General features: G+C 64.3%; 21 protein-coding genes. 11 read left to right on the forward strand and 10 right to left on the reverse strand.

Features of this window, described 5'->3' with window-relative positions; all coding sequences use genetic code 11:
* Positions 1-127: 127 nt before the first annotated feature.
* Positions 128-760 carry a TetR/AcrR family transcriptional regulator gene (locus NKJ93_RS25740; protein WP_352484707.1) on the reverse strand — a complete coding sequence of 211 codons (633 nt, stop codon included), beginning with the start codon at positions 758-760 and terminating at the stop codon, positions 128-130.
* Between the two features lie 93 nt (positions 761-853).
* Here NKJ93_RS25740 and NKJ93_RS25745 point away from each other — a divergent pair, with 93 nt between their 5' ends.
* On the forward strand, positions 854-1,510 hold the full coding sequence (locus NKJ93_RS25745) for an O-methyltransferase (protein ID WP_023718321.1): 657 nt from the start codon (positions 854-856) through the stop codon (positions 1,508-1,510).
* Positions 1,511-1,676: 166 nt separating this feature from the next.
* A complete protein-coding gene (locus tag NKJ93_RS25750) occupies positions 1,677-1,886 on the forward strand; it encodes a hypothetical protein (RefSeq protein ID WP_023718320.1) in 210 nt (69 codons plus the stop codon).
* Between the two features lie 6 nt (positions 1,887-1,892).
* Here NKJ93_RS25750 and NKJ93_RS25755 read toward each other — a convergent pair whose 3' ends face one another.
* On the reverse strand, positions 1,893-2,873 hold the full coding sequence (locus tag NKJ93_RS25755) for a GlxA family transcriptional regulator (RefSeq protein ID WP_352591840.1): 981 nt from the start codon (positions 2,871-2,873) through the stop codon (positions 1,893-1,895).
* Positions 2,874-2,949: 76 nt separating this feature from the next.
* Between NKJ93_RS25755 and bcoG the strand changes: the two genes are divergently transcribed.
* The 7 genes from bcoG to NKJ93_RS25790 all read left to right on the forward strand — a co-directional run bounded on the left by bcoG (position 2,950) and on the right by NKJ93_RS25790 (position 10,842).
* The gene (bcoG, locus tag NKJ93_RS25760) at positions 2,950-3,861 is read left to right on the forward strand and encodes a 3-dehydrocarnitine:acetyl-CoA trimethylamine transferase BcoG (protein ID WP_023718318.1); all 912 of its coding nucleotides are present in this window, start codon (positions 2,950-2,952) and stop codon (positions 3,859-3,861) included.
* Positions 3,862-3,898: 37 nt separating this feature from the next.
* Complete coding sequence (locus NKJ93_RS25765; RefSeq protein WP_352484703.1) at positions 3,899-4,528, forward strand: HD domain-containing protein; 630 nt, start codon at positions 3,899-3,901, stop codon at positions 4,526-4,528.
* Entirely contained in the window at positions 4,525-5,598 is a 1,074-nt protein-coding gene (locus NKJ93_RS25770) for a 3-hydroxyacyl-CoA dehydrogenase NAD-binding domain-containing protein (RefSeq protein ID WP_023718316.1), read from the forward strand. The genes NKJ93_RS25765 and NKJ93_RS25770 overlap by 4 nt, the downstream gene beginning before the upstream one ends.
* Before the next feature lie 4 nt (positions 5,599-5,602).
* Positions 5,603-6,766, forward strand: coding sequence for an acyl-CoA dehydrogenase family protein (locus tag NKJ93_RS25775; RefSeq protein ID WP_352484702.1), 1,164 nt, complete (start codon positions 5,603-5,605; stop codon positions 6,764-6,766).
* 64 nt (positions 6,767-6,830) lie between these two features.
* Positions 6,831-8,909 carry an acetate--CoA ligase family protein gene (locus NKJ93_RS25780; protein WP_352484700.1) on the forward strand — a complete coding sequence of 693 codons (2,079 nt, stop codon included), beginning with the start codon at positions 6,831-6,833 and terminating at the stop codon, positions 8,907-8,909.
* Positions 8,902-9,684 carry a carnitinyl-CoA dehydratase gene (locus NKJ93_RS25785; RefSeq protein ID WP_352484699.1) on the forward strand — a complete coding sequence of 261 codons (783 nt, stop codon included), beginning with the start codon at positions 8,902-8,904 and terminating at the stop codon, positions 9,682-9,684. The genes NKJ93_RS25780 and NKJ93_RS25785 overlap by 8 nt, the downstream gene beginning before the upstream one ends.
* 219 nt (positions 9,685-9,903) lie before the next feature.
* Entirely contained in the window at positions 9,904-10,842 is a 939-nt protein-coding gene (locus tag NKJ93_RS25790; RefSeq protein WP_352591843.1) for an alpha/beta hydrolase, read from the forward strand.
* Positions 10,843-10,888: 46 nt separating this feature from the next.
* On the opposite strand, the gene NKJ93_RS25795 is transcribed toward NKJ93_RS25790, so the two are convergent.
* From NKJ93_RS25795 to NKJ93_RS25805, 3 genes are all read right to left on the reverse strand, one after another.
* Complete coding sequence (locus NKJ93_RS25795; RefSeq protein WP_352591846.1) at positions 10,889-11,155, reverse strand: hypothetical protein; 267 nt, start codon at positions 11,153-11,155, stop codon at positions 10,889-10,891.
* A gap of 98 nt (positions 11,156-11,253) precedes the next feature.
* Entirely contained in the window at positions 11,254-12,039 is a 786-nt protein-coding gene (locus NKJ93_RS25800; protein ID WP_352591849.1) for a DUF899 domain-containing protein, read from the reverse strand.
* A gap of 161 nt (positions 12,040-12,200) precedes the next feature.
* Positions 12,201-12,755, reverse strand: a complete 555-nt coding sequence (locus tag NKJ93_RS25805; RefSeq protein ID WP_352591852.1) for an autotransporter — start codon at positions 12,753-12,755, stop codon at positions 12,201-12,203.
* Between the two features lie 100 nt (positions 12,756-12,855).
* On the opposite strand from NKJ93_RS25805, the gene NKJ93_RS25810 reads away from it, so the two are divergent.
* Entirely contained in the window at positions 12,856-13,602 is a 747-nt protein-coding gene (locus tag NKJ93_RS25810; protein WP_352591855.1) for a GntR family transcriptional regulator, read from the forward strand.
* Positions 13,603-13,668: 66 nt separating this feature from the next.
* Here NKJ93_RS25810 and NKJ93_RS25815 read toward each other — a convergent pair whose 3' ends face one another.
* The 5 genes from NKJ93_RS25815 to NKJ93_RS25835 all read right to left on the reverse strand — a co-directional run bounded on the left by NKJ93_RS25815 (position 13,669) and on the right by NKJ93_RS25835 (position 18,696).
* Positions 13,669-15,327 (reverse strand): FAD-binding dehydrogenase, encoded by a 1,659-nt coding sequence (locus NKJ93_RS25815; RefSeq protein WP_352591858.1) that lies wholly within the window; start codon positions 15,325-15,327, stop codon positions 13,669-13,671.
* A 59-nt stretch (positions 15,328-15,386) separates the two neighbouring features.
* Positions 15,387-16,373 (reverse strand): Gfo/Idh/MocA family protein, encoded by a 987-nt coding sequence (locus NKJ93_RS25820; RefSeq protein WP_023718306.1) that lies wholly within the window; start codon positions 16,371-16,373, stop codon positions 15,387-15,389.
* A gap of 149 nt (positions 16,374-16,522) precedes the next feature.
* The gene (locus tag NKJ93_RS25825; RefSeq protein WP_352591861.1) at positions 16,523-17,098 is read right to left on the reverse strand and encodes a YceI family protein; all 576 of its coding nucleotides are present in this window, start codon (positions 17,096-17,098) and stop codon (positions 16,523-16,525) included.
* 68 nt (positions 17,099-17,166) lie between these two features.
* Positions 17,167-17,745 carry a cytochrome b gene (locus tag NKJ93_RS25830; RefSeq protein ID WP_352591864.1) on the reverse strand — a complete coding sequence of 193 codons (579 nt, stop codon included), beginning with the start codon at positions 17,743-17,745 and terminating at the stop codon, positions 17,167-17,169.
* A 60-nt stretch (positions 17,746-17,805) separates the two neighbouring features.
* Positions 17,806-18,696, reverse strand: a complete 891-nt coding sequence (locus NKJ93_RS25835) for a LysR family transcriptional regulator (protein WP_352591867.1) — start codon at positions 18,694-18,696, stop codon at positions 17,806-17,808.
* Between the two features lie 105 nt (positions 18,697-18,801).
* Here NKJ93_RS25835 and NKJ93_RS25840 point away from each other — a divergent pair, with 105 nt between their 5' ends.
* Entirely contained in the window at positions 18,802-19,797 is a 996-nt protein-coding gene (locus NKJ93_RS25840; protein WP_023718302.1) for an aldo/keto reductase, read from the forward strand.
* The last annotated feature ends 194 nt before the right edge of the window (positions 19,798-19,991 follow it).

Consider the following 19,991-nt stretch of genomic DNA (forward strand, 5'->3'; position numbering starts at 1 on the left):
GGCGTACCGATTCGCGGCCGCATTGTTCAGCGGCCGCCGGCTGACGACTTTCCGCGGGGCCGAAACCGACAAGGTTTGCCCCCTGCGAAACTTTCGGTCTGCTTGCTGACCGGGCCTGGCATTTGCCCTAGCCGTGATCGAGGCCTCTCAAATAGGCGCAGAACATGTCGGCCATGGCGTCGGCGTAGGCTTCAATCTCCGTGGCGGTTCGAGGCGCCTCCGAGAACTGCTTCCCCACCGTGCTCAGCGTCGTCATGACGAGGTCGCCGGCCAATTCGCGGGTCACTTGCGCGGCGTTGGGCAACGCCTCCTGCATGAAGAGCTGGATGGTGCGGTCTCCGGACGCCCTTGCCGCCCGCGCCTCAGGCGCGTCGCGGTAAAGCGGTGCGGCGTCGTCGAGCGCCACACGCACCGCGGCCTCGTCACACTCCGAGCGGAGGAAGGCGTGGACCAGGCCGCGCAGCCTTTCAAGCGGCGGTTTCCTGATATCCTCGAGGATGTCGCGCAGCAAATCGGTCGTCTGCCGCCATTCGTCACTCTGGAGCCGGAACAGGATCGCCGCCTTGTTCGGAAAATACTGATACAGCGATCCGACGCTGACACCGGCCTTCTCGGCCACCCGCGCCGTGGTGAAGCGCTGCGCGCCTTCCCTCGCCAAAACCTGAACAGCAGCCTCCAAAATCGCAGCAACGAGCTCCGCCGAGCGGGCCTGCTTGGGCTGTTTTCGCGAGGAAATCCGCGGACTTCGGTGATCGCTCATTGAGAGGCGCGCCAATGCGATTAGTGAATGCGAATGATTAGTCGTATTTTGAATGCCGCACAAGAACGCATTCAATTTTGACTGGAGACCAATATGACCACACTGACGACAACGCCGCTGGCGCCCCTGCTGGACCGCCTGTTCGAGGAAGCCGCTGCGGCAACGAGCCCTGCCGTGGCGGAGCTCTCCGCCGAGGAGCGGAGCCGCTTCATTCGGAGCAAGACCGAATACCTCGATTTCTACGGGCGGCTAAAGGATCTCTGGCTTCCCGTTTCGCGAGAGACCGGCACGCTGCTCTACATGCTGGCACGGAGCAGCGGCGCCCGGACGATCGTCGAATTTGGAACCTCGTTCGGCATCTCGACCCTGCACCTTGCCGCAGCCTTGCGGGACAATGGCGGCGGCCGCCTGATCACCAGCGAGTTCGAGCCATCCAAGGTGGCGCGCGCCAGGAGCAACCTCACAGCAGGCGGTCTCATCGACATGGTGGAAATCCGAGAGGGAGACGCGCTGCAAACATTAAGCGTCGATCTTCCCGAAACGGTCGACCTGCTGCTGCTTGATGGCGCCAAAGCGCTCTATCCCGAGGTCTTGACCCTAGTTGAAAGTCGCCTCAGGCCGGGCGCCTTGGTCGTTGCCGACAATGCCGATCTTTGCCCCGAATACCTCTCGCGGGTGCGCTCGACCGGAAGCGGCTACATGTCCACGCCGTTCGGCGAGGATGTCGAACTGTCCATGCGGCTCGGCTGACGCACCGCCTGATCTGTCGGAAAGATCGTGCCCAAGATGGGCGGCGGCGGACAAAACTTTGCCCGGCATCGCCCATCAATCGCCTCGCTCTTGCCTTCAAACAGCCGTCACGGAGTTCCTATAGTGTGGTTCGTGGCGGGAATCAGAAAGAAGGAGGCGAAACGATATGCAGCACGAACGCGAAATCGACGCCCTGCTCTCATCTGGCGAGGCCGGATCGATCATCGACCGGCTGATGGCGCTGCCGCACCCCAAGCATGGTGCGCTGAGTGCAAACGAATGGGATCGCGCGGTCGCCAGCCGCTTCGAGACCCATCTGGCGAGACAGATGCGCTCGCAGATCGACGGCAACAGCGTCCGCCAAGACGCTGCCTGATCCCCACTATCTCAGGCGCAGCCTGACCGGCGCCTCGCCGAACGCTCTTGAAAACGCTCTGGAAAATGCCGCGGCGGACGAAAACCCCGTTCGCCCGGCAATGTCCGCCATGGCGATGCGCGTATCGACCACCAGCCGGCGCGCGGCGCCGAGGCGCAGCCTGAGATAATAGGCGCCCGGCGTTTCGCCGATCGACTTGCGAAAGATACTTTCCAGCGTCCGCGCCGTCACCCCGGCGCGCTTGGCCACGGCGGCGACAGTCAGGGGCTGGTCGACATGCGCTTCCATCAGCCGGATGGCTTGCGCCAGCCTGGGATCGTAGCCGTCAAGACGGCCGAGCGAGACCAGCGGCTGCGCGTCCGTCGCGGCGCGCGCCTGGTCGTAGATGAAGACGCTCGCGACATCGAGCGCCACGGCCATGCCGAGCCGCGTGCGGATCAGATGCAGCATCAGGTCGAAGGTCGGCGAGGCGCCGCCAGAGGTGAATACGGGACCGTCGATGACGTAGCGGTCGGGGCGCACGTCGACGCCGGGAAAGGCCGAAGAAAAATCCTCCATATCCTCCCAGTGGGTGGTGGCGCTGCGCCCCTCCAGCAAGCCCGCGCGCGCCACCAGCCAGGTGCCGGCCTCGACGCCGCCGCAGGCGCGTGCCGCGCGCGCCGCCCGGCGCAGTCCGGAAAGCAAGGCTGAAGTGGCGTAGTTCTGCGTGCCGAAGCCGGCGACGACGACCAGCATGTCGGTTGTGTCAGCCGCATCGAAGCGGCCGCTGACCGCCACCGGCAGGCCGCATGTGGTGACCGGCGCCTCGCCTGTGACCGAGACCAGCCTGAAATCGAACAGCGTCTCGCCGGCAATACGGTTGGCGGCGCGCAACGGGTCGACGGCCGACGCGACGCACATGATCGACGAGCCGGAGAATACCAGCAGCGTCACCTTGAGCGGCAGACGTTCGGCACGAAAGATCGTCGGTTTTTCGGTTTTGGTCACATGATCTTCGTAAAACGCAAAACAGTTTCCGGCAAGTCAGGCATTCTTGCCCTACGTTCTATTGGGAGAGAGTCCGATGCCGTTAGCGATGAACCGTGAGGTCTTCATTACCTGTGCCGTGACCGGGTCCGGCAGTTCGCAGGACCGCAGCCCGCACGTGCCGCGCTCGCCCAAGCAGATCGCCGATTCGGCCATTGAGGCGGCAAAGGCAGGGGCTGCGATCGTGCACTGCCATGTGCGCGATCCCGAGACCGGCAAGCCTAGGCGCGACGTGCACCTCTACCGCGAGGTGACCGAGCGCATCCGCGCGGCTGACGTCGACGTGGTTTTGAACCTGACCGCCGGCATGGGCGGCGACATGGTGTTCGGCCCACCGGAAAAGCCGCTGCCGCTGAACGAAAAAGGCACGGACATGGGCGGCGCGACCGACCGCATGGAACATGTGCGCCAGTGCCTGCCGGAAATCTGTACGCTCGACTGCGGCACGATGAATTTCGCCGAGGCCGATTATGTCATGACCAACACGCCCGGCATGCTGCGCGCCATGGGCGGCATGATGACGACGCTCGGCGTCAAGCCGGAGATCGAGGCCTTCGACACCGGGCATCTGTGGTTTGCCAAGCAATTGGTCGAGGAACAAGTGCTGAAGCCGGACGCGCTGGTGCAATTGTGCATGGGTGTGCCGTGGGGGGCGCCGGACGACCTCAACACCTTCATGGCCATGGTCAACAATGTACCGTCGACCTGGAACTGGTCGGCGTTCGCCATTGGCCGAAACCAGATGGCCTATGTCGCTGCCGCGGTGCTGGCCGGCGGCAATGTCCGTGTCGGGCTGGAGGATAATCTCTGGCTCGATAAGGGGGTGCTGGCGACCAATGCGCAGCTGGTCGAGCGGGCGGTCAGTATCGTGTCGAATATGGGCGCCAGGGTCATCGGCCCGGATGAGGTGCGAAAGAAGCTGAACCTGACGAAGCGCGCACCGCTTTGAGCAAGGGCGGGAAGAACCCGGTTGGGAGGAGCCGCCGATGAAGACCGTGAAGTTCACCGCCATGAAGGACGGCGACCGCGAGGATTATGCCTTCCTCACCGAGCATGAGATCGACCATGCGGCAAAGACCGGCGAGCGTCTGCTCGACGCGCTTGTCCAGCTCGACGAAGGGCTGTCGGGCTACAAGATCACCCGGCTCGGCCATTCGCTGCAGGCGGCGACGCGGGCCTGGCGCGACGGCGCCGACACCGACTGGATTGCCTGCGCCTTGCTGCACGACATCGGCGACATCTACGCGCCCTATAATCACGACGAGTATGCGGCGTCGATCCTGAAGCCCTTTGTACGCGAGCAATGCACCTGGGTGGTGGAAAAGCACGGCGACTTCCAGCGCCTCTATTACGCACATCACCTCGGCGGCAACCCGCACGCCCGCGACCGTTTCGCCGGGCACATCTACTTCGACGATTGCGATGAGTTTTGCGAGCGCTGGGACCAGTCGAGCTTCGACCCGGATTACGAGACATTGCCGATCGATTTCTTCCGGCCCTTCGTGCTCGAAGTGTTCGCGCGCAAGGCCTATGACGCGTCCGTGATCCGTGCCGGCGAGCGTGTCGCCCTCACCGACCCCGCAACAGCCAGCACAAGAACCGGAGCCTCCGCATGAGCATCATCAACAAGGCGGCAGCCATCGGCGGCGGCGTCATCGGCGCCGGCTGGGTCGCGCGGCTGCTGCTCAACGGAATCGACGTGTCGATCTTCGATCCCGACCCCGAGGCGTCACGCAAGGTCGGCGAGGTGATGAAGGGAGCGCGACGCGCCTACAAGCAGATGCTGCCCGGCGGCCTGCCGAAAGCGGGCAAGCTCACTTTCGCCAAGACGATCGCCGAGGCGGTCGCCGATGCCGACTTCATCCAGGAAAGCGTGCCGGAGCGGCTCGACCTCAAGCACCGCGTGCTGGCCGAGATCGACCTTTATGCGCCGGCCAACGCCATTGTCGGCTCCTCCACCTCCGGCATCAAGCCGACCGACATGCAGGTGGCGATGAAGAAACATCCGGAGCGGTTGGTGGTCGGCCATCCGTTCAACCCCGTCTATCTCTTGCCACTGGTCGAAATCGTCGGCGGCGAACAGACCTTTCCCGAGGCGATCGAAGTCGCCAAGGAGATGTATGCCTCGATCGGCATGAAGCCGGTGGTGATCCGCAAGGAGATCGAAGCCTTTGTCGGCGACCGCCTGCTCGAAGCGGCCTGGCGCGAGGCGCTGTGGCTGGTCAAGGACGGCATCTGCACGGTCGAGGAGCTTGACGACATCATGCGCTATGGCTTCGGCCTGCGCTGGGCGCAGATGGGCATGTTCCAGGTCTATCGTGTCGCCGGCGGCGAGGCCGGCATGCGCCACTTCATGGCGCAGTTCGGCCCGTGCCTGAAATGGCCATGGACCAAGCTGATGGATGTGCCGGAGTTCAACGACGAATTGGTCGAGCTGATCGCGACCCAGTCGGACGACCAGGCGCACGGTCTGTCGATCCGCGAACTCGAAAAGATCCGCGACGACAATCTGGTCGCGATCATGGAGGCACTGTCGAAGCAGAACAAAGGCAAAGGCTGGGGCGCCGGCGCCCTGCATAAGGACTATACCAGGCAGCTGGCCAAGCTTGCGGCGAAGAAGCCCACCGCCTCCAAGGCTGCCGAGAAGGCCAAGGCTGAAAAGCCGAAGAAAAAGAAGAAAGGCTGAGACCATGGATTTTGGTCTTTCGGAGGAACAGAAGCTCATCGTCGAGACGACGCGGGCCTTCGTCGAGAACGAGCTTTACCCGCATGAGCGCGAAGTGGAGCGCACCGGCGTGCTGCGCCGTGAGCTGATCGAGGAGATCAAGGCCAAGGCGATCGAAGCTGGTCTCTATGCCGCCAACATGCCGGCCGATGTCGGCGGCGCCGGGCTCGATACGGTGACCTGGCTGCTCTATGAAAAGGAGCTCGGCCGCGCCAATTACGCGCTGCACTGGACCTGCGTGGCGCGGCCTTCCAACATCCTCCTTGCCGGCACGCCGGAGCAGCGCGAGAAGTATCTGTTCCCGTGCATTCGCGGCGAAAAATGGGATTGCCTGGCAATGACCGAGCCGGGCGCCGGCTCCGATTTGCGCGGCATGAAGGCAACCGCCGTGCAGGACGGCGACGACTGGGTGCTGAACGGCACCAAGCATTTCATAAGCCACGCCGACCTCGCCGATTTCGCCATCGTCTTCATGGCCTCGGGTGAAGAGGATTCTGCGCGCGGCAAGCGTAAGAAGATCACCGCCTTCTTCGTCGACAAGGGCACCAAGGGCTTTACCGTGCGCGACGGCTACCGCAACGTCTCGCATCGCGGCTACACCAATGCCATCCTCGAATTCGACGATTGCCGTCTGCCGGCCACTCAGGTTCTGGGCGAGGTGCACAAGGGCTTCGACGTCGCCAATTCATGGCTTGGCGCGACGCGCCTGCAGGTCGGCGCCACCTGCCTCGGCCGCGCCGAACGGGCGCTTGGCCACGCCATCGAATACGCCGCGCAGCGCCAGCAATTCGGCCAGCCGATCGGCAAGTTCCAGGGCGTGTCGTTCAAGCTCGCCGACATGGCGACCGAGCTGAAGGCCGCCGACCTGATGGTGTTCGAAGCCGGCTGGAAGTACGATCAGGGCACCGTTACCGACCAGGACATGGCCATGGCCAAGCTGAAGGCCACCGAGATGCTCGCCTTCGTCGCCGACGAGGCGATCCAGATCCATGGCGGCATGGGGCTGATGGACGATCTGCCGCTGGAACGCATCTGGCGCGACGCCCGCGTCGAGCGCATCTGGGAAGGCACCTCGGAAATCCAGCGCCACATCATCTCGCGGGCGCTGCTGCGCCCGTTCGGGGGCTAGAGCATGATCCCAAAAAGTGGAATCCGGTTTTTGGAAAAGATCATGCTCAAACGAAAAGATGACGATGCACAAACTTGAGCGGCTTTTGCGCCCACGAACGATCGCAGTCTTCGGTGGCGTGCAGGCTGCTGCCGTCGTCGCGCAGTCGATCAAGATGGGCTTTGCCGGCGAGATCTGGCCCGTGCATCCGAGCAAGGACGAGGTCGCCGGCCGCAAGGCGTATCGCTCGGTGGCCGAATTGCCCGGTGCGCCGGATGCCGCTTTCATCGGCGTCAACCGGCACTTGACCATCGAAGTGGTCAAGGCGCTGGCCGAGCGCGGCGCCGGCGGTGCGGTCTGCTTCGCCGCCGGCTTCCTCGAAACCGAGGCCTATGACGAGGACGGCGAGCGGCTGCAGGCCGAGCTGGTCGCGGCGGCGGGTCCCATGCCGATCATCGGGCCGAACTGCTATGGGCTGATCAATTACGCCGACGGCGCGCTTTTGTGGCCCGACCAGCATGGCGGCATCAGGCTGCCTGAAGGCGGTCGCGGCGTTGCCATCATCACCCAGTCGTCGAACATCGCCATCAACATGACGATGCAGAAGCGCGGCCTGCCGATCGCCTTTCTGATGACCGCCGGCAACCAGGCGCAGACCGGGCTTTCCGAAATGGCGCTCGGCCTGATCGAGGACGACCGCGTCACCGCGCTCGGCCTGCATATCGAGGCCTTCGACTCGGTAGCCGGCTTCGAAAGGCTGGCGGCACGGGCACGAGAGCTGAAGAAGCCTGTTATCGCCATGAAGGTCGGCCGCTCCGAGCAGGCGCGGCAGGCGACCGTCTCGCATACCGCGTCGCTGGCCGGCTCGGACGCAGCGTCCGGCGCGTTCCTGAAGCGGCTCGGCATCGCCCGCATCGATTCGATCCCGGCCTTCATCGAGGCGCTGAAGCTGCTGCACGTCACCGGTCCCCTGCCCGGCTACCGGCTGTCGTCGATGAGCTGTTCGGGCGGCGAGGCGTCCGTCATGGCCGACAGCGCCGAAGGCCGCTGGGTGACCTTTCCGCCTCTCACCGCCGAGCATCGCATTCAGGTCAAATCGACGCTCGGCCCGCTGGTCGCGGTGGCCAACCCGCTCGACTACCATACCTTCATCTGGAACAACGAGCCGGCGATGACCGCCACCTTCACCGCCATGGTGTCTGGCGGCTTCGACCTCAACATGCTGGTGCTCGACTTTCCGCGCCCCGACCGCTGCTCCGACACCGACTGGTGGGCGACGCTGCGCGCCTTCGAAGCGGCGCTGAAGACCAACAGCGCGCAAGGCGCGATCGTCTCCTCGCTGCCGGAGAACCTGCCCGAGGAATACACTGCAGGGCTGATGGCGCGGGGCATGGTGCCGCTGTTCGGCATTTCCGAGGCCATGGACGCCGCCCAGGCGGCAGCCTTCATCGGCTGGGCGTGGCGCGAGCCGCTGGCGCAGCCGATCGACACCTCGGCGTCTGGCGCGCCGGCCGGCGACCATGTCACCCCGGACGAGGCGGAGGCGAAAGCGCGGCTCATCGAGGCCGGGCTCCCGGTGCCGAAGGGCGAGCGCGCCGGCAACGCGGTCGAGGCTGTGATCTCCTCGATGGCGCTCGGCTTCCCGGTAGCGCTGAAGGCTCTTGGCGTCATCCACAAATCCGAGCTCGACGCGGTCCGGCTCAATTTGAGGGATGCCGAATCCGTCAGCACCGCCGCCCATGATCTCGGCCCGCTCGGCACCGGCCTTTATGTCGAGCGCATGGTGCGCGATGGCGTCGCCGAGCTGCTGGTCGGCTTCACCCGCGACCCGATGTTCGGCGCGGTGATGACGCTCGGCACCGGTGGCGTGCTGGTCGAGCTGTTGCGCGACAGCGTCACGCTGATGCTGCCGGCGACCCGTGACGACATCGAGGCCGCTTTGCGCGGGCTGAAACTGTTCCCGCTGCTCGACGGCTATCGCGGCCGGCCGAAGGCCGATGTCACGGCGGCAATAGAGGCGATATCGGGCATTGCCGGCTTCGTGCAGCAAAATGCCGGCGAGATCGAGGAACTCGACATCAATCCGCTGATCGTCTGCGCCGAGGGCAAGGGCGCCTGGATCGCCGATGCGCTGCTGGTGCTGGGAGGCAAGAAGAATGGCTGAAATCATCACCACCCGCCGCGAGGGCACGATCCTCGAAGTCACGCTCGACCGGCCCAAGGCCAACGCCATCGACCTGAAGACGTCGCGGCTGATGGGCGAGACGTTCAAGGCGTTCCGCGACGATCCCGAGCTGCGCGTCGCCATCGTCAAGACCGCCGGCGACAAGTTCTTCTGCGCCGGCTGGGACCTGAAGGCCGCGGCCGGCGGCGACGCGGTCGACGGCGACTATGGCGTCGGCGGCTTCGGCGGGCTGCAGGAACTGCGCGACCTCAACAAGCCGGTGATAGCCTGCGTCAACGGCATGGCGGTCGGCGGCGGCTTCGAGCTGGCGCTGTCCTGCGACCTCATCTATGCGTCGGACCACTCCTCCTTCGCGCTGCCCGAAATCCGCGCCGGCACGCTGGCCGATGCGGCGACGATCAAGCTGCCGAAGCGCATCCCTTATCATGTCGCAATGGACCTTCTGCTCACCGGCCGCTGGATGGATGTCGCCGAGGCGCATCGCTGGGGCCTGGTCAACGAGGTGCTGCCCAAGGAAAGACTGGAGGACCACGTCTGGGAGATCGCGCGGCTGCTCGCCAGCGGCCCGCCGCTGGTCTTCGCCGCGATCAAGGAGACGGCTCGGGTCGCTGAATCGCTGACGTTCCAGGACGCGATGAACCGGGTGACGCGCCGGCAGCTGCCAACGGTTGACGCACTCTACGGCTCGGAGGACAATCTCGAGGGTTTTCGCGCCTTCGCCGAGAAGCGCGACCCGGTGTGGAAGGGGAAGTGACGCTGCGGAGATGATGGCGATCCTTCACACCCCCCTCTGCCCTGCCGGGCATCTCCCCCGCAAGTGGGGAGATCGGATGTCGCATCGGATTTCGCCAATTTCCAGCGTTGCAGGACAAGCGGCAAGGCCAAAGCTGCCGATCTCCCCCCTTGCGGGGGAGATGGCCGGCAGGCCAGAGGGGGGTGTCCAAGCTCAACCTTGGCGGCCCATTCGGCGCCCATGACCAACTACAAAACCCTCATCGACGCCGAGACCTGGGCCTTCATCGAGCGGACCAATTCCTATTATCCACCCGATACGATCGACTACACCATCGCCGAGCAGCGCGAGATCTATAACCGGATGTGCCGCGAGTTCTTTGCCGGCTATCCCCAAGGCGTCACCGCGGAAACCACAGCCATTGCCACACCCTGGCACATCCCGACCCGCGTCTACCGCGCCCCGGCGCCGGAAACGGCGGCGATGGTGCTTTATTTCCATGGCGGCGGTTTTATCCTCGGCGGGCTCGACAGCCATGACGACCTATGCGCCGAGCTTTGCAGCCGCACCGGCTACGAAGTGGTTTCGGTCGACTACCGGCTGGCGCCGGAACACCTTCATCCGGCCGCCTTCGACGATGCCATCAGCGCCTTCGAATGGGCGTCGACCACCTACGAGCGTCCTATCCTGCTGTGCGGCGATAGCGCCGGCGGCAATCTCGCCGCCGCCGTCAGCCACGCGACGCGCGGCCATGCGCGCAAGCCGATCGGCCAGATTCTGGTCTATCCCGGCCTTGGCGGCGACAGCTCCGCCGGCTCCTACGTCACCCACGCGGAAGCGCCGATGCTTAACGTGCGCGACCTCGTTTTCTACAGGGACATCAGGACCGGGGGCGAGGACCGCACCGGCGATCTCACCTTGTCGCCGCTCGCCGACGCCGACTTTGCCAATCTGCCGCCTACCGTCGTGATCACCGCCGAATGCGACCCGCTGTCGTCGGACGGCGAAGCCTATCGCGACCGCATCATTGCTGCAGGCGGGCGCGCCTGGTGGTTCGAGGAGCCGGGACTGGTGCATGGCTATTTGCGCGCCAGGCACACGGCCGGCCGCGCCCGCTCGAGCTTTACCCGGATTGTCGATGCGGTAGCGGTCTTGGGAAGGGGCGAGTGGATCTGGTGAGGGATGTCTTCCCGACCAGAACGGGCCTTTGTCGGCCGGTACAGCTCTATTTGCGGCGGCGTCGTCGGCCGGAAACCTGCTTCAACCAAGGTCCTAAATGAAAGCCGCTCATCAGCAGGTACATCGGGACCATGCCGCCCAGCGGTGACGCCTCTTGCCCGGTCGAGCACATCATATCCGGCGCTCCGCCGAGAAACGTCAGCAGCGCCATGGTTGCGAAGGTCGGCGCGGCCGCAAAGGACAGCCAATCGGCTGCGCTATGGCCGGCCGGGCTCGCATCGCCGGTGGATCCGCCTGCATGAATCTCGCTCATGTCCGTAGTCCTACATAGCGAGCGGGATGCGGTCGAATGAACCGTGCATCCCGCTCCTCCAATTGTCCTAGCCGCATTTCCGCGACGCCAGAGACGTTCTATTCAGTGCGGTTCCGGAACGCAGCCTCTCCGGCGTCCGACACTTCGACCCACTTTTTGTCGGGAACGGCTTCGGCGCCGTAATTGTCGTGCCAGTTCCACCACTTGTATGTCGGCGTCTGCGGATAGCCCTCGGGCGAATCCTCCCAAACCTCCTGGCGGCCGAGCGGCGTCAGGTCGAGGTAGCTCCATACGGTCCCCATCGCCTCGTCGCCGCGGTTGTTGATGAAGTAGGTGCGGAACACGCGATCGCCGTCGCGGATGAACACGTTGTGGCCGTGCCACTCGTCAACGCCGAAATCAGCATCGAAGCTGTCGGTGATGGTGTACCAGGGCATCTTCCAGTCCATCCGCGCCTTTAGCCGCGCAATGTCGGCCTGCGGTGCGCGCGAGGCGTAGGCAAGCGTGGTGTCGCGCGCGTTCAAATGGGCGAGATTGCCGACCTGATCCGCCCCCAGCGAACAGCCGCGGCAGGCGTGATCGGGCCAGCCAAATACGCCGGGCTCGAAGAAGGCACGGTAGACGACCAGCTGGCGGCGGCCCTCGAACAGGTCGAGCAGGCTCACCTTTCCGTCAGGCCCTTCGAACATATAGGACTTCTCCACCGCCACCCATGGCATCCGCCGGCGCTCGGCGGCCAGTGCGTCGCGAGCCCGGGTCATGGTCTTCTCCTTCACGAGCAGCTGCTGGCGCGCGGCCTCCCATGCGTCAGGCGAAACGACCGGTGGTGTCTTCATCGCGAGCCGCGTCGCCTGCTCGCCTGTGCCATTCTGATGTGCCGTCATTGTGCATCTCCCTTGCTGGTTTGTCGCCCGCACCGGCGCGACGTGTTGGGTCGTGAGATAGGATAGGGGCTGATAGCGGATTGGCGAGAGTGACAAGTGTGACGCGATTCCGACGGGTTCGCTGATCACGGCCAATTTCGCCGCCAGCGACGCCTCTGCGCTCATTCGCGCCCGGACTGCTGAATGGGCCGTGCGCCGGCCAGGTAGCGATCATTGTCAAACGGCTCGGCCTGGTTGCTTTCCGGGCTCCACAGCTGCCGGTGGGTTCGTGTGAGATCGCCGAGATAGACATGCAGCGCACCTGATCGCGCGCTGCCGGTATTCGCAACCGAATGCACGGTATTTGACGCCATGTGCACCACGGCAGGCGCTGCGATGTCCTGCCTTTCGGGGACATCGAGTTCGCTGCCGGCAACAGGATAGATGAAGTTCGTCTCGCTGCCCTTGTAGATGCCGATCAAGGCATCCATCAGGTGGTTATGAGGCGGGTACTGAAGGCCGGGCGACAGCGTGATGTGATAGATCGTCAGGTTCGGGCCCGCATGCAGAAGCACCTCGTCGTCGTCCTCTTCGTGAGCGAGTGTTCCCGATGCGTGAAAACGGTTGGTGTAGTCGCCCAGGACCGTCCTTACCGCTTCGAGGGGATCTGGCCCCTTCGCGGCATTGACGATATCGTCGGCAACGGCGTAGAGAGGCGAGTTGGCGGGCAAAGGCATATCAGTTTATCCTCCCTGAAATGCTCAGATTTACAATCTGAGATGCTCACGCTAGCGAATGCTGAGGCCAGCGTCAACGGGACAGCCAGACGGACAGAATATGAAAACGACGAAGTTGACCGCCGAACCGGCAAGACCGGCCACGGTCGAGGCGACAGCACTGTCAGCCGCCGACGTCCTTCGCAGGGAACAGGCATATGAGCAGCTGAGGAACGACATCATTGCCTGCGTGCTGCGCCCCGGCGAAGCGCTGACCGAGAAACAGATCGGCGATCGATACCTGATCAAAAAGGCGACCATCCGCGCGGCGTTGGCCCGCCTGATGCAGGAAGGGCTGGTCAGGAGCGAGCCGCGCCGCGGCTACGTCGTTGCGACGCTCAGTCTGCGGGACGTCAACGAGATCTTCGATGTCCGCAGCTTGATCGAGCCGGAAGTGTTCAGGGTGGCGGCATCGAACATGACCGAGCGCGGGCTGGAGGATATCAGGCTGGCAGCGAAAAAAGTGCTGAAGCCGGAGACGCTACGCAGCCACATTGCCTTCCTTGCGGCCGATCGTGCTTTTCGTCTGGCCCTGGCGGAGCTCTCGGGAAATTTACGACTGGCGCATCTACTGGACCAGATACTCGACCAGTCGGCGCGGGTTCTCCACCTGGGCTTCAAGTCGCGCGACTTCACCCAGTTGATCATCGCCCAGCAAAAGGAACTGGTTCTTGCCTGCGAGGCAGGCGACGTTTCGGCCATCGTGAAACTTGCTCGTGCGCAGTGCCTGTTTTTGAAGAAGCAGGTGCTCGAGGCTTTGCTTGCCGGTTCCAAGCTTCAAGACGTCAATTTGCAGCCCTTCGCTTAGAGGGCGGTTTGGCCAATCGGTGCGACCCCGCCACCCTTGGCGCAACGACTGCCGGCGGGCCTTGTTTCACCTCACCGCTCGCGCCGCCGCTCGTCCGGCACTGCGGCCGGAAAAGATGCAGCCGCCGAGAAACGTGCCTTCGAGCGCTGCATAGCCGTGCATGCCGCCGCCGCCGAAACCGGCGGCCTCGCCCACCGCGTACAGCCCTTCGACCGGTTGGCCGCCGGCGCCCAGCACGCGGCTGTCGAGGTCCGTCTCAAGCCCGCCGAGCGTCTTGCGGGTCAGGATGCCGAGCCTGACGGCGATCAGCGGGCCATTGGCGGGATCGAGCAGCTTGTGCGGTCTTGCGGTACGGATCAGCCGGTCTCCGAGATAGGCTCGCGCGCCGCGCAGCGCGGTGATCTGCATGTCCTTGGAGAACGGATTGTCGAGCTGCCGGTCGCGGGCGCGGATTTCGCGCTCGACCTGCGCCAGTTCGAGCAGCGGCTCGCCTCCGGCCAGTGCGTTCATGCGGGCGACCAGCGCCGGCAGTTCGGGCTCGACGATGAAATCCTCACCCTTCTCCATGAACGCCTTGACCGGCGCGGGCACGCCGCTGGTGGCACGGCCAAGCACCTGGCGCCAGCTTTTCCCCGTCAGATCGGGGTTCTGCTCGGAGCCGGACAGCGCGACCTCCTTCTGGATGATCTTTTTGGTCAGGATGAACCAGGAATAGTCGTATCCGGTGCTCATGATGTGGCTGAGCGTGGCCAACGTGTCGAAGCCGGGATAGAGCGGCACCGGCAGGCGTTTGCCGCGCGCATCGAGCCACAGCGATGACGGGCCGGGCAGAATGCGGATCGCATGATCGGTCCAGATCGGTGCCCAGTTCCTGACGCCCTCAACATAGTGCCACATGCGGTCGCGGTTGATGAGCCTGCCGCCGGCAGCCTCGGCGATCGCCAGCATGCGGCCGTCGACATGGTCGGGAACGCCGGTGATCATGCGTTTCGGCGGCGCACCCAGCCGCTGCGGCCAATTCTCCCGGACCAGCTGGTGATTGGCGCCGATGCCGCCGGAGGCGACGATGACGGCCTGCGCCTTCAACTCGAAATCGGCTGTGATCTCGCGCGAGCTCTTGCGGCCGCGCTCGGCATCACTCGCCGCCAATATGTCGCCGCGCACGCCGTCGACGGCAGCACCCGTCCGGCTCAATTCGTTGACCCGGTGACGGAACCTGAAGCTGATCAGCCCGCGCTTCTCGGCCTCGCGCACGCGCTGCACGAACGGTTCGAGCACACCAGGCCCGGTGCCCCAGGTGACATGGAAGCGCGGCACCGAATTGCCGTGGCCGACGGCATTGCCGCCGCCGCGTTCGGCCCAGCCGACCACCGGAAAGAATTTCAGGCCGCGCTGCATGAGCCAGGAGCGCTTCTCGCCGGCGGCGAAGCCGAGATAGGCCTCGGCCCAGCGGCGCGGCCAGAGATCTTCCGTGCGGTCGAAGGCTGCAGTGCCCAGCCAATCCTCGAGCGCCAGCTCATACGAATCGCGGATGCGCATGCGCCGCTGTTCGGGCGAATCGACAAGGAAGATGCCGCCGAGCGACCAGAACGCCTGGCCGCCAAGCGACTGCTCCGGCTCCTGCTCGACGATGATGGTCTTCTTGCCGGCCTCAGTCAGTTCGGCCGCCGCGACAAGACCGGCAAGGCCGGCGCCGACAATGATCACATCCGCGTCGTTTGGCATCTATTTGGCCATGATCTCGTCCAAAAACCGGTCCCTCATTTTTTGGGATCATGGCCGGCCTAGACTGTCTCCCAGCCTTCCTTCTCGCCGGCGCGGAAGATGGCATCGATGACCTTCTGGTTGAGCACCGATTCTTCCAGGGTGAAAACGCGGTCCTTGCCGCCCTGTGCCGCCCGCGCGAAGGCCTCGACTTCCAGCCGGTATTGCTGCGTGCCGGGAAAGCGGAATACCTGCGCCTCGCTGTGGTTCTGGTTGTGCAGCTCGACGCGGTGATGGTCATAGAGCCCGGCGTTGAACGGTGAGAACACCTCGATGAATCCCTTCTCGCCGTGGAACACCATCACCTGGCGTGCCGCCATCTGCGTCGACAGGTAGAATGACAGCTCGAAATCGCCGAAATCGGCGCGGATCGAGGAATAGATGTCGGTGCCGAACGTCTTGTCGCGCTCGATCGTCGCCTGGACGCGCAGCGGCTCCTTGCCCGTCGAAAAGCGTGTCGACACCGTCGGGTAGACACCGATGTCGGGCAGCGCGCCGCCGCCGAGATCGAGCTTGTTGCGCATGTTGTTGGGGTCGACATTGTAATAGGAGAACGCGCCCTGGACATGGCGCAGCCGGCCGATGGCGCCGTTGGCGATCAGCTCGCGCACCTTGATCCATTGCGGATGGTAGACGACCATGAAGGCTTCGCAGACCAGCACCTTCTTGGCATCGCGCAGCTTGATCAGCGGCGGAATGTCCTTGGCATCGAGCGCCAGCGGCTTTTCGACCAGAACATGCTTGCCGGCCTCGATCGCCTTGGCCGTCCATTCGACATGCTGCGAGGTCGGCAGCGGAATGTAGACGCCGTCGATGTCGCTGGAGGCGAGCAGCTCCTCATAGGAGCCGAAAGCGTGGCGCGCGCCGAAGCGTTCGCCCAGTGCCCGGGCTTTCGACAGATCGCGGCTGGCGATCGCCGACAGCACGCCGTTCTCCGCCTCGACGATTGCCGGCAAAAGCTGCTCGCGGCCGATCTTGGCCGTCGACAAAACACCCCATCGGAACATCAGATTTCTCCTCTCGATTGCAGGCCTGGAGGTTTGCCCTAATTCAAGAGAAAAGCCAATTGGACACTTGGACTGGTCCTTCGAACCGGGCTTTCGTCATCCTCGGGCTTGACGATGCGAGACGTGTCTCTGCCAATCGCGAAGTCAAGCTATCCCCGATTGCCGGTCAGCGTCATGTCGAAGTCGACGACGTTGGAATAGATCGGCGTGCCGACATCCATGCCGTAGCGCGACCGCAGCACCTTGCCGGTGACATGGAATTTTATCGTGCCCGCCCTGAGGCCGCGGAGCTCGGCCGTGAATTTTTCCTGAAAGGTCTTGCCGCGCGCCGTCAGCCGGCCGGTGACAAGGGCTGACGTGGCGCCGGTGCGTTTGACGCTGGTCGAACGGAACTGGATCTCCGGATTGTTGGCCGCGTCGAAAACCGCGTCCGAGCGGAGAAATGCGTCGATGCGGCTTTGGTCGGTACCGACGCTTTCGGGGAAGATGGTGAAATTGACCTGGGACCGGCCGATATCGCTGTTGTCGATGAGGATACTGCCCTTGAAGCGGGCAAAGGCACCGTCGAGCCCGCCGCCGCCGAGCTTGGCGATGGAGAAGTGGATGCTGGAACTCCCCGGGCTGATGGTGTAGCTGCCGGCCGCGTCGCCAAGGGCGACGGCGGCGAAAACAGGCATGGCAAAACAAGCGACGGCTGCCGCAAATCCGAAGATGCGCGCGTACATGGGACTGGTCCTCTTGGGAGGCAACGCTTTCTTGCGTCCTCGCCCCATGAACGAATGAGCCGCCCGCTCTATTCCGTGTCGCGATGTGACGAAGCCGTGATCATGCGCGTCAGCACGGTATCCCTCAGCCAGAAATGATGACGCAGCGCCGCGGCCAGATGCAAAGCGACAAGTCCGATGCCGGCATAGGCGAGATACCAGTGCGTCGCCGCCCAGAAGCTTTCAGCCACGTCCGATTCGCCAAGCGGCAGATTGGGCATAACAAACAGATTGAACGGCACGCTCGGGATCTCCAGCACCGAGACCGAGACCAGCGCCCAGCCGGACAGCGGCAGAGCGAGCTGAAACGCATAAAGCGCAAGATGGACAAGTGGCGCGATGCGGCGCTCGAACGGGCCGACCGAGCGCGGCAGCGGCGGGGCCGGTCTGCCAAGGCGCCAGGCGATGCGCAGGATGACCAGCCCAAGCAGCAGGAAGCCGAAGGATTTATGCAGCTGGATCAGTTCGAAGGCGGTGCGCTGGCTGGACAGTCGCACCATGACGAAGCCGAGCACGAACTGGCCGATAAAGAGCGCCGCGATCAGCCAGTGAAGGATGATCGCCGTCCAGCCGTAGCCGGTGGCCTGGTTTTTGGGCAGTGCTGACATGGTCGGTGAACGAATGCCAGGTCGGCTTTCTTCCACCTCTCCCTTGTGGGGAGGGTTGGCTTACTCGCCGACCTTGAAGAAATCGACAAAGGCCCTGAGCGCCGGCCGCATCTGGCGGCGGCTGGGGTAATAGACGAAGAAGCCGTCGAAAGGCGGGCACCAGTCCTCCAGCACGCGAACAAGCTTGCCAGCGGCGAGCGCGTCGCGGACATAGTCCTCGAACACGAAGGCGAGCCCGGCGCCGTCGACTGCGGCGTTGGCAATCAAATGGTCCTCGTCGAGGATCAGCGGCCCTTGCACCGGGATTTCGATCTCCTCGCCGTTCTTCTCGAATTCCCAGCGATAGAGAATGCCGCTGGAGAAGCGGAAGCGGATGCAGCGGTGACCGGCAAGATCGCGCGGATGCTGCGGCTTGGGCCTGGTCTCGAAGTAGGATGGCGCGCCGACCACGGCGCCGCGAAGGTTCGGCCCGATGCGCACGGCGATCATGTCGCGCTGCAGGCTCTCGCCCAGTCGCACACCGGCATCGAAGCCGCCCTCGACCACATCGGTGAAGCGGTCCTCGATGACGATCTCCAGCACGATCTCCGGATAAGCGGCGGCAAAGGCGCCGAGTCTTGGCGTCAGCGTCAGGTGGGCCGCGGTGCGCGGCACGGTCAGCCTGAGATTGCCGGCCGGCCGGTCGCGCGCCTCGATCGCCGATTCCAGCGCCAGATCGATCTCCGATAGCGCCGGCCTGAGACGTTCGAGCAGTTGCGCGCCTTCCTCGGTCGGAGCGACGCTGCGCGTGCTGCGCGCCAGAAGGCGCACGCCGAGGCGCGCTTCGAGGCTGGAAACCGCGTGGCTGACCGCCGATGGCGCGATTGCCAGCTCCTTGGCCGCGCCGCGAAAACTGCCGCATTGGGCGACCGTTGCCAGTACAGCGAGCTGTGAAAGATGGGTTCGCTTCATTGATCTATTTTTTGGAACAGCCTGTGCAAATGAGAGCCGATTATCGAACGCAGCGCAAGACGCTATCTCTGCGGCATCACAACCATCACAACAAGGAGATACGTGATGCAAACCCGCAAGCTCGGCAATGAACTTGACGTCTACCCGGTCGGCCTCGGCTGCATGGGGATGAGCTTTGCCTATGGTGGCCAGCCGGAGGCGGACGCGATCGCCACGCTGCGCCACGCTGTCGACATCGGCGTCAATTTCTTCGACACGGCCGAAGTCTATGGCCCCTACGAGAACGAAATCCTGGTTGGCAAGGCGCTGAAGCCGGTGCGTGACAAGGTGACGATTGCGACGAAATTCGGCTTCAAAATCCTGGAAGAAGGCAGCGGCATGGAGCGCATGGCCGGCGTCGACAGCCGCCCGGAACACGTCAAGGCGGTTGCCGAAGCGTCGTTGAAGCGGCTGGATACGGAGGTCATCGACCTCTATTACCAGCACCGCGTCGATCCCAACGTGCCGATCGAGGATACGGTCGGCGCCATGGCCGAGCTGGTGCGCGAGGGCAAGGTGCGGGCGCTCGGCCTGTCGGAGGCGAGTGCGGCGACCATCCGCCGGGCGCATGCGGTGCATCCGATCGCCGCGGTGCAGAGCGAATATTCGCTGTGGAGCCGCGATCCGGAGGAGGAGGTGTTTGCCGTCTGTCGCGAGCTCGGCATCGGCTTTGTCCCCTATAGCCCGCTCGGCCGCGGCCTGCTCACCGGCACGATCGCCAAGCCCGATGTTCTCGGCGCCGACGACTGGCGCCGCGGGTTGCCGCGCTTCCAGGCCGACGCCATGGCGGCCAATGCGGCGGTCGTCGCCGTGCTGGAAAAGATGGCCGCCGAGAAGGGCGTGACGCCGGCGCAGCTGGCGCTCGCCTGGGTGCTGCATCAGGGCGACTTCATTGTCCCGATCCCCGGCGCGCGAAAAATCCGCCATCTGGAGCAGAATACGGCGGCAGCCGATATTGTGCTGAGCCAGGCCGAAGTGGCGTCCATCGGCGACGCGCTGTCGCCGGAAAAGGTGGTCGGCAAGCGCTATACCGAGGAGCTGCTGGCCCTGGTCAACGGTTGAACGGCGATCGACGGCGTAATCGAAACGGGGCGTTTCGGCGCCCCGTTTTCGGTCGCACCGCAATGCAAATAATTGCGAGATATTGGCGCGAGGCACCCCCCTCTGTCCTGCCGACATTTCCTACCAAGGCACGACACTGATCTCCGGCCAGTTCTCCCTCGCACGCGCGCCCTTCATCTCGTGCGTCTGCTGAT

Source organism: Mesorhizobium sp. M0028 (genome assembly GCF_040323855.1).
Lineage (GTDB): Bacteria > Pseudomonadota > Alphaproteobacteria > Rhizobiales > Rhizobiaceae > Mesorhizobium.

Bases quoted from the DNA above. Each gene is read 5' to 3' on its own strand.
- NKJ93_RS25740 (WP_352484707.1), bottom strand. From the start codon at position 760: ATGAGCGATCACCGAAGTCCGCGGATTTCCTCGCGAAAACAGCCCAAG.
- NKJ93_RS25745 (WP_023718321.1), top strand. From the start codon at position 854: ATGACCACACTGACGACAACGCCGCTGGCGCCCCTGCTGGACCGCCTG.
- NKJ93_RS25750 (WP_023718320.1), top strand. From the start codon at position 1,677: ATGCAGCACGAACGCGAAATCGACGCCCTGCTCTCATCTGGCGAGGCC.
- bcoG (WP_023718318.1), top strand. From the start codon at position 2,950: ATGCCGTTAGCGATGAACCGTGAGGTCTTCATTACCTGTGCCGTGACC.
- NKJ93_RS25765 (WP_352484703.1), top strand. From the start codon at position 3,899: ATGAAGACCGTGAAGTTCACCGCCATGAAGGACGGCGACCGCGAGGAT.
- NKJ93_RS25770 (WP_023718316.1), top strand. From the start codon at position 4,525: ATGAGCATCATCAACAAGGCGGCAGCCATCGGCGGCGGCGTCATCGGC.
- NKJ93_RS25775 (WP_352484702.1), top strand. From the start codon at position 5,603: ATGGATTTTGGTCTTTCGGAGGAACAGAAGCTCATCGTCGAGACGACG.
- NKJ93_RS25780 (WP_352484700.1), top strand. From the start codon at position 6,831: ATGCACAAACTTGAGCGGCTTTTGCGCCCACGAACGATCGCAGTCTTC.
- NKJ93_RS25785 (WP_352484699.1), top strand. From the start codon at position 8,902: ATGGCTGAAATCATCACCACCCGCCGCGAGGGCACGATCCTCGAAGTC.
- NKJ93_RS25790 (WP_352591843.1), top strand. From the start codon at position 9,904: ATGACCAACTACAAAACCCTCATCGACGCCGAGACCTGGGCCTTCATC.
- NKJ93_RS25795 (WP_352591846.1), bottom strand. From the start codon at position 11,155: ATGAGCGAGATTCATGCAGGCGGATCCACCGGCGATGCGAGCCCGGCC.
- NKJ93_RS25800 (WP_352591849.1), bottom strand. From the start codon at position 12,039: ATGACGGCACATCAGAATGGCACAGGCGAGCAGGCGACGCGGCTCGCG.
- NKJ93_RS25805 (WP_352591852.1), bottom strand. From the start codon at position 12,755: ATGCCTTTGCCCGCCAACTCGCCTCTCTACGCCGTTGCCGACGATATC.
- NKJ93_RS25810 (WP_352591855.1), top strand. From the start codon at position 12,856: ATGAAAACGACGAAGTTGACCGCCGAACCGGCAAGACCGGCCACGGTC.
- NKJ93_RS25815 (WP_352591858.1), bottom strand. From the start codon at position 15,327: ATGCCAAACGACGCGGATGTGATCATTGTCGGCGCCGGCCTTGCCGGT.
- NKJ93_RS25820 (WP_023718306.1), bottom strand. From the start codon at position 16,373: ATGTTCCGATGGGGTGTTTTGTCGACGGCCAAGATCGGCCGCGAGCAG.
- NKJ93_RS25825 (WP_352591861.1), bottom strand. From the start codon at position 17,098: ATGTACGCGCGCATCTTCGGATTTGCGGCAGCCGTCGCTTGTTTTGCC.
- NKJ93_RS25830 (WP_352591864.1), bottom strand. From the start codon at position 17,745: ATGTCAGCACTGCCCAAAAACCAGGCCACCGGCTACGGCTGGACGGCG.
- NKJ93_RS25835 (WP_352591867.1), bottom strand. From the start codon at position 18,696: ATGAAGCGAACCCATCTTTCACAGCTCGCTGTACTGGCAACGGTCGCC.
- NKJ93_RS25840 (WP_023718302.1), top strand. From the start codon at position 18,802: ATGCAAACCCGCAAGCTCGGCAATGAACTTGACGTCTACCCGGTCGGC.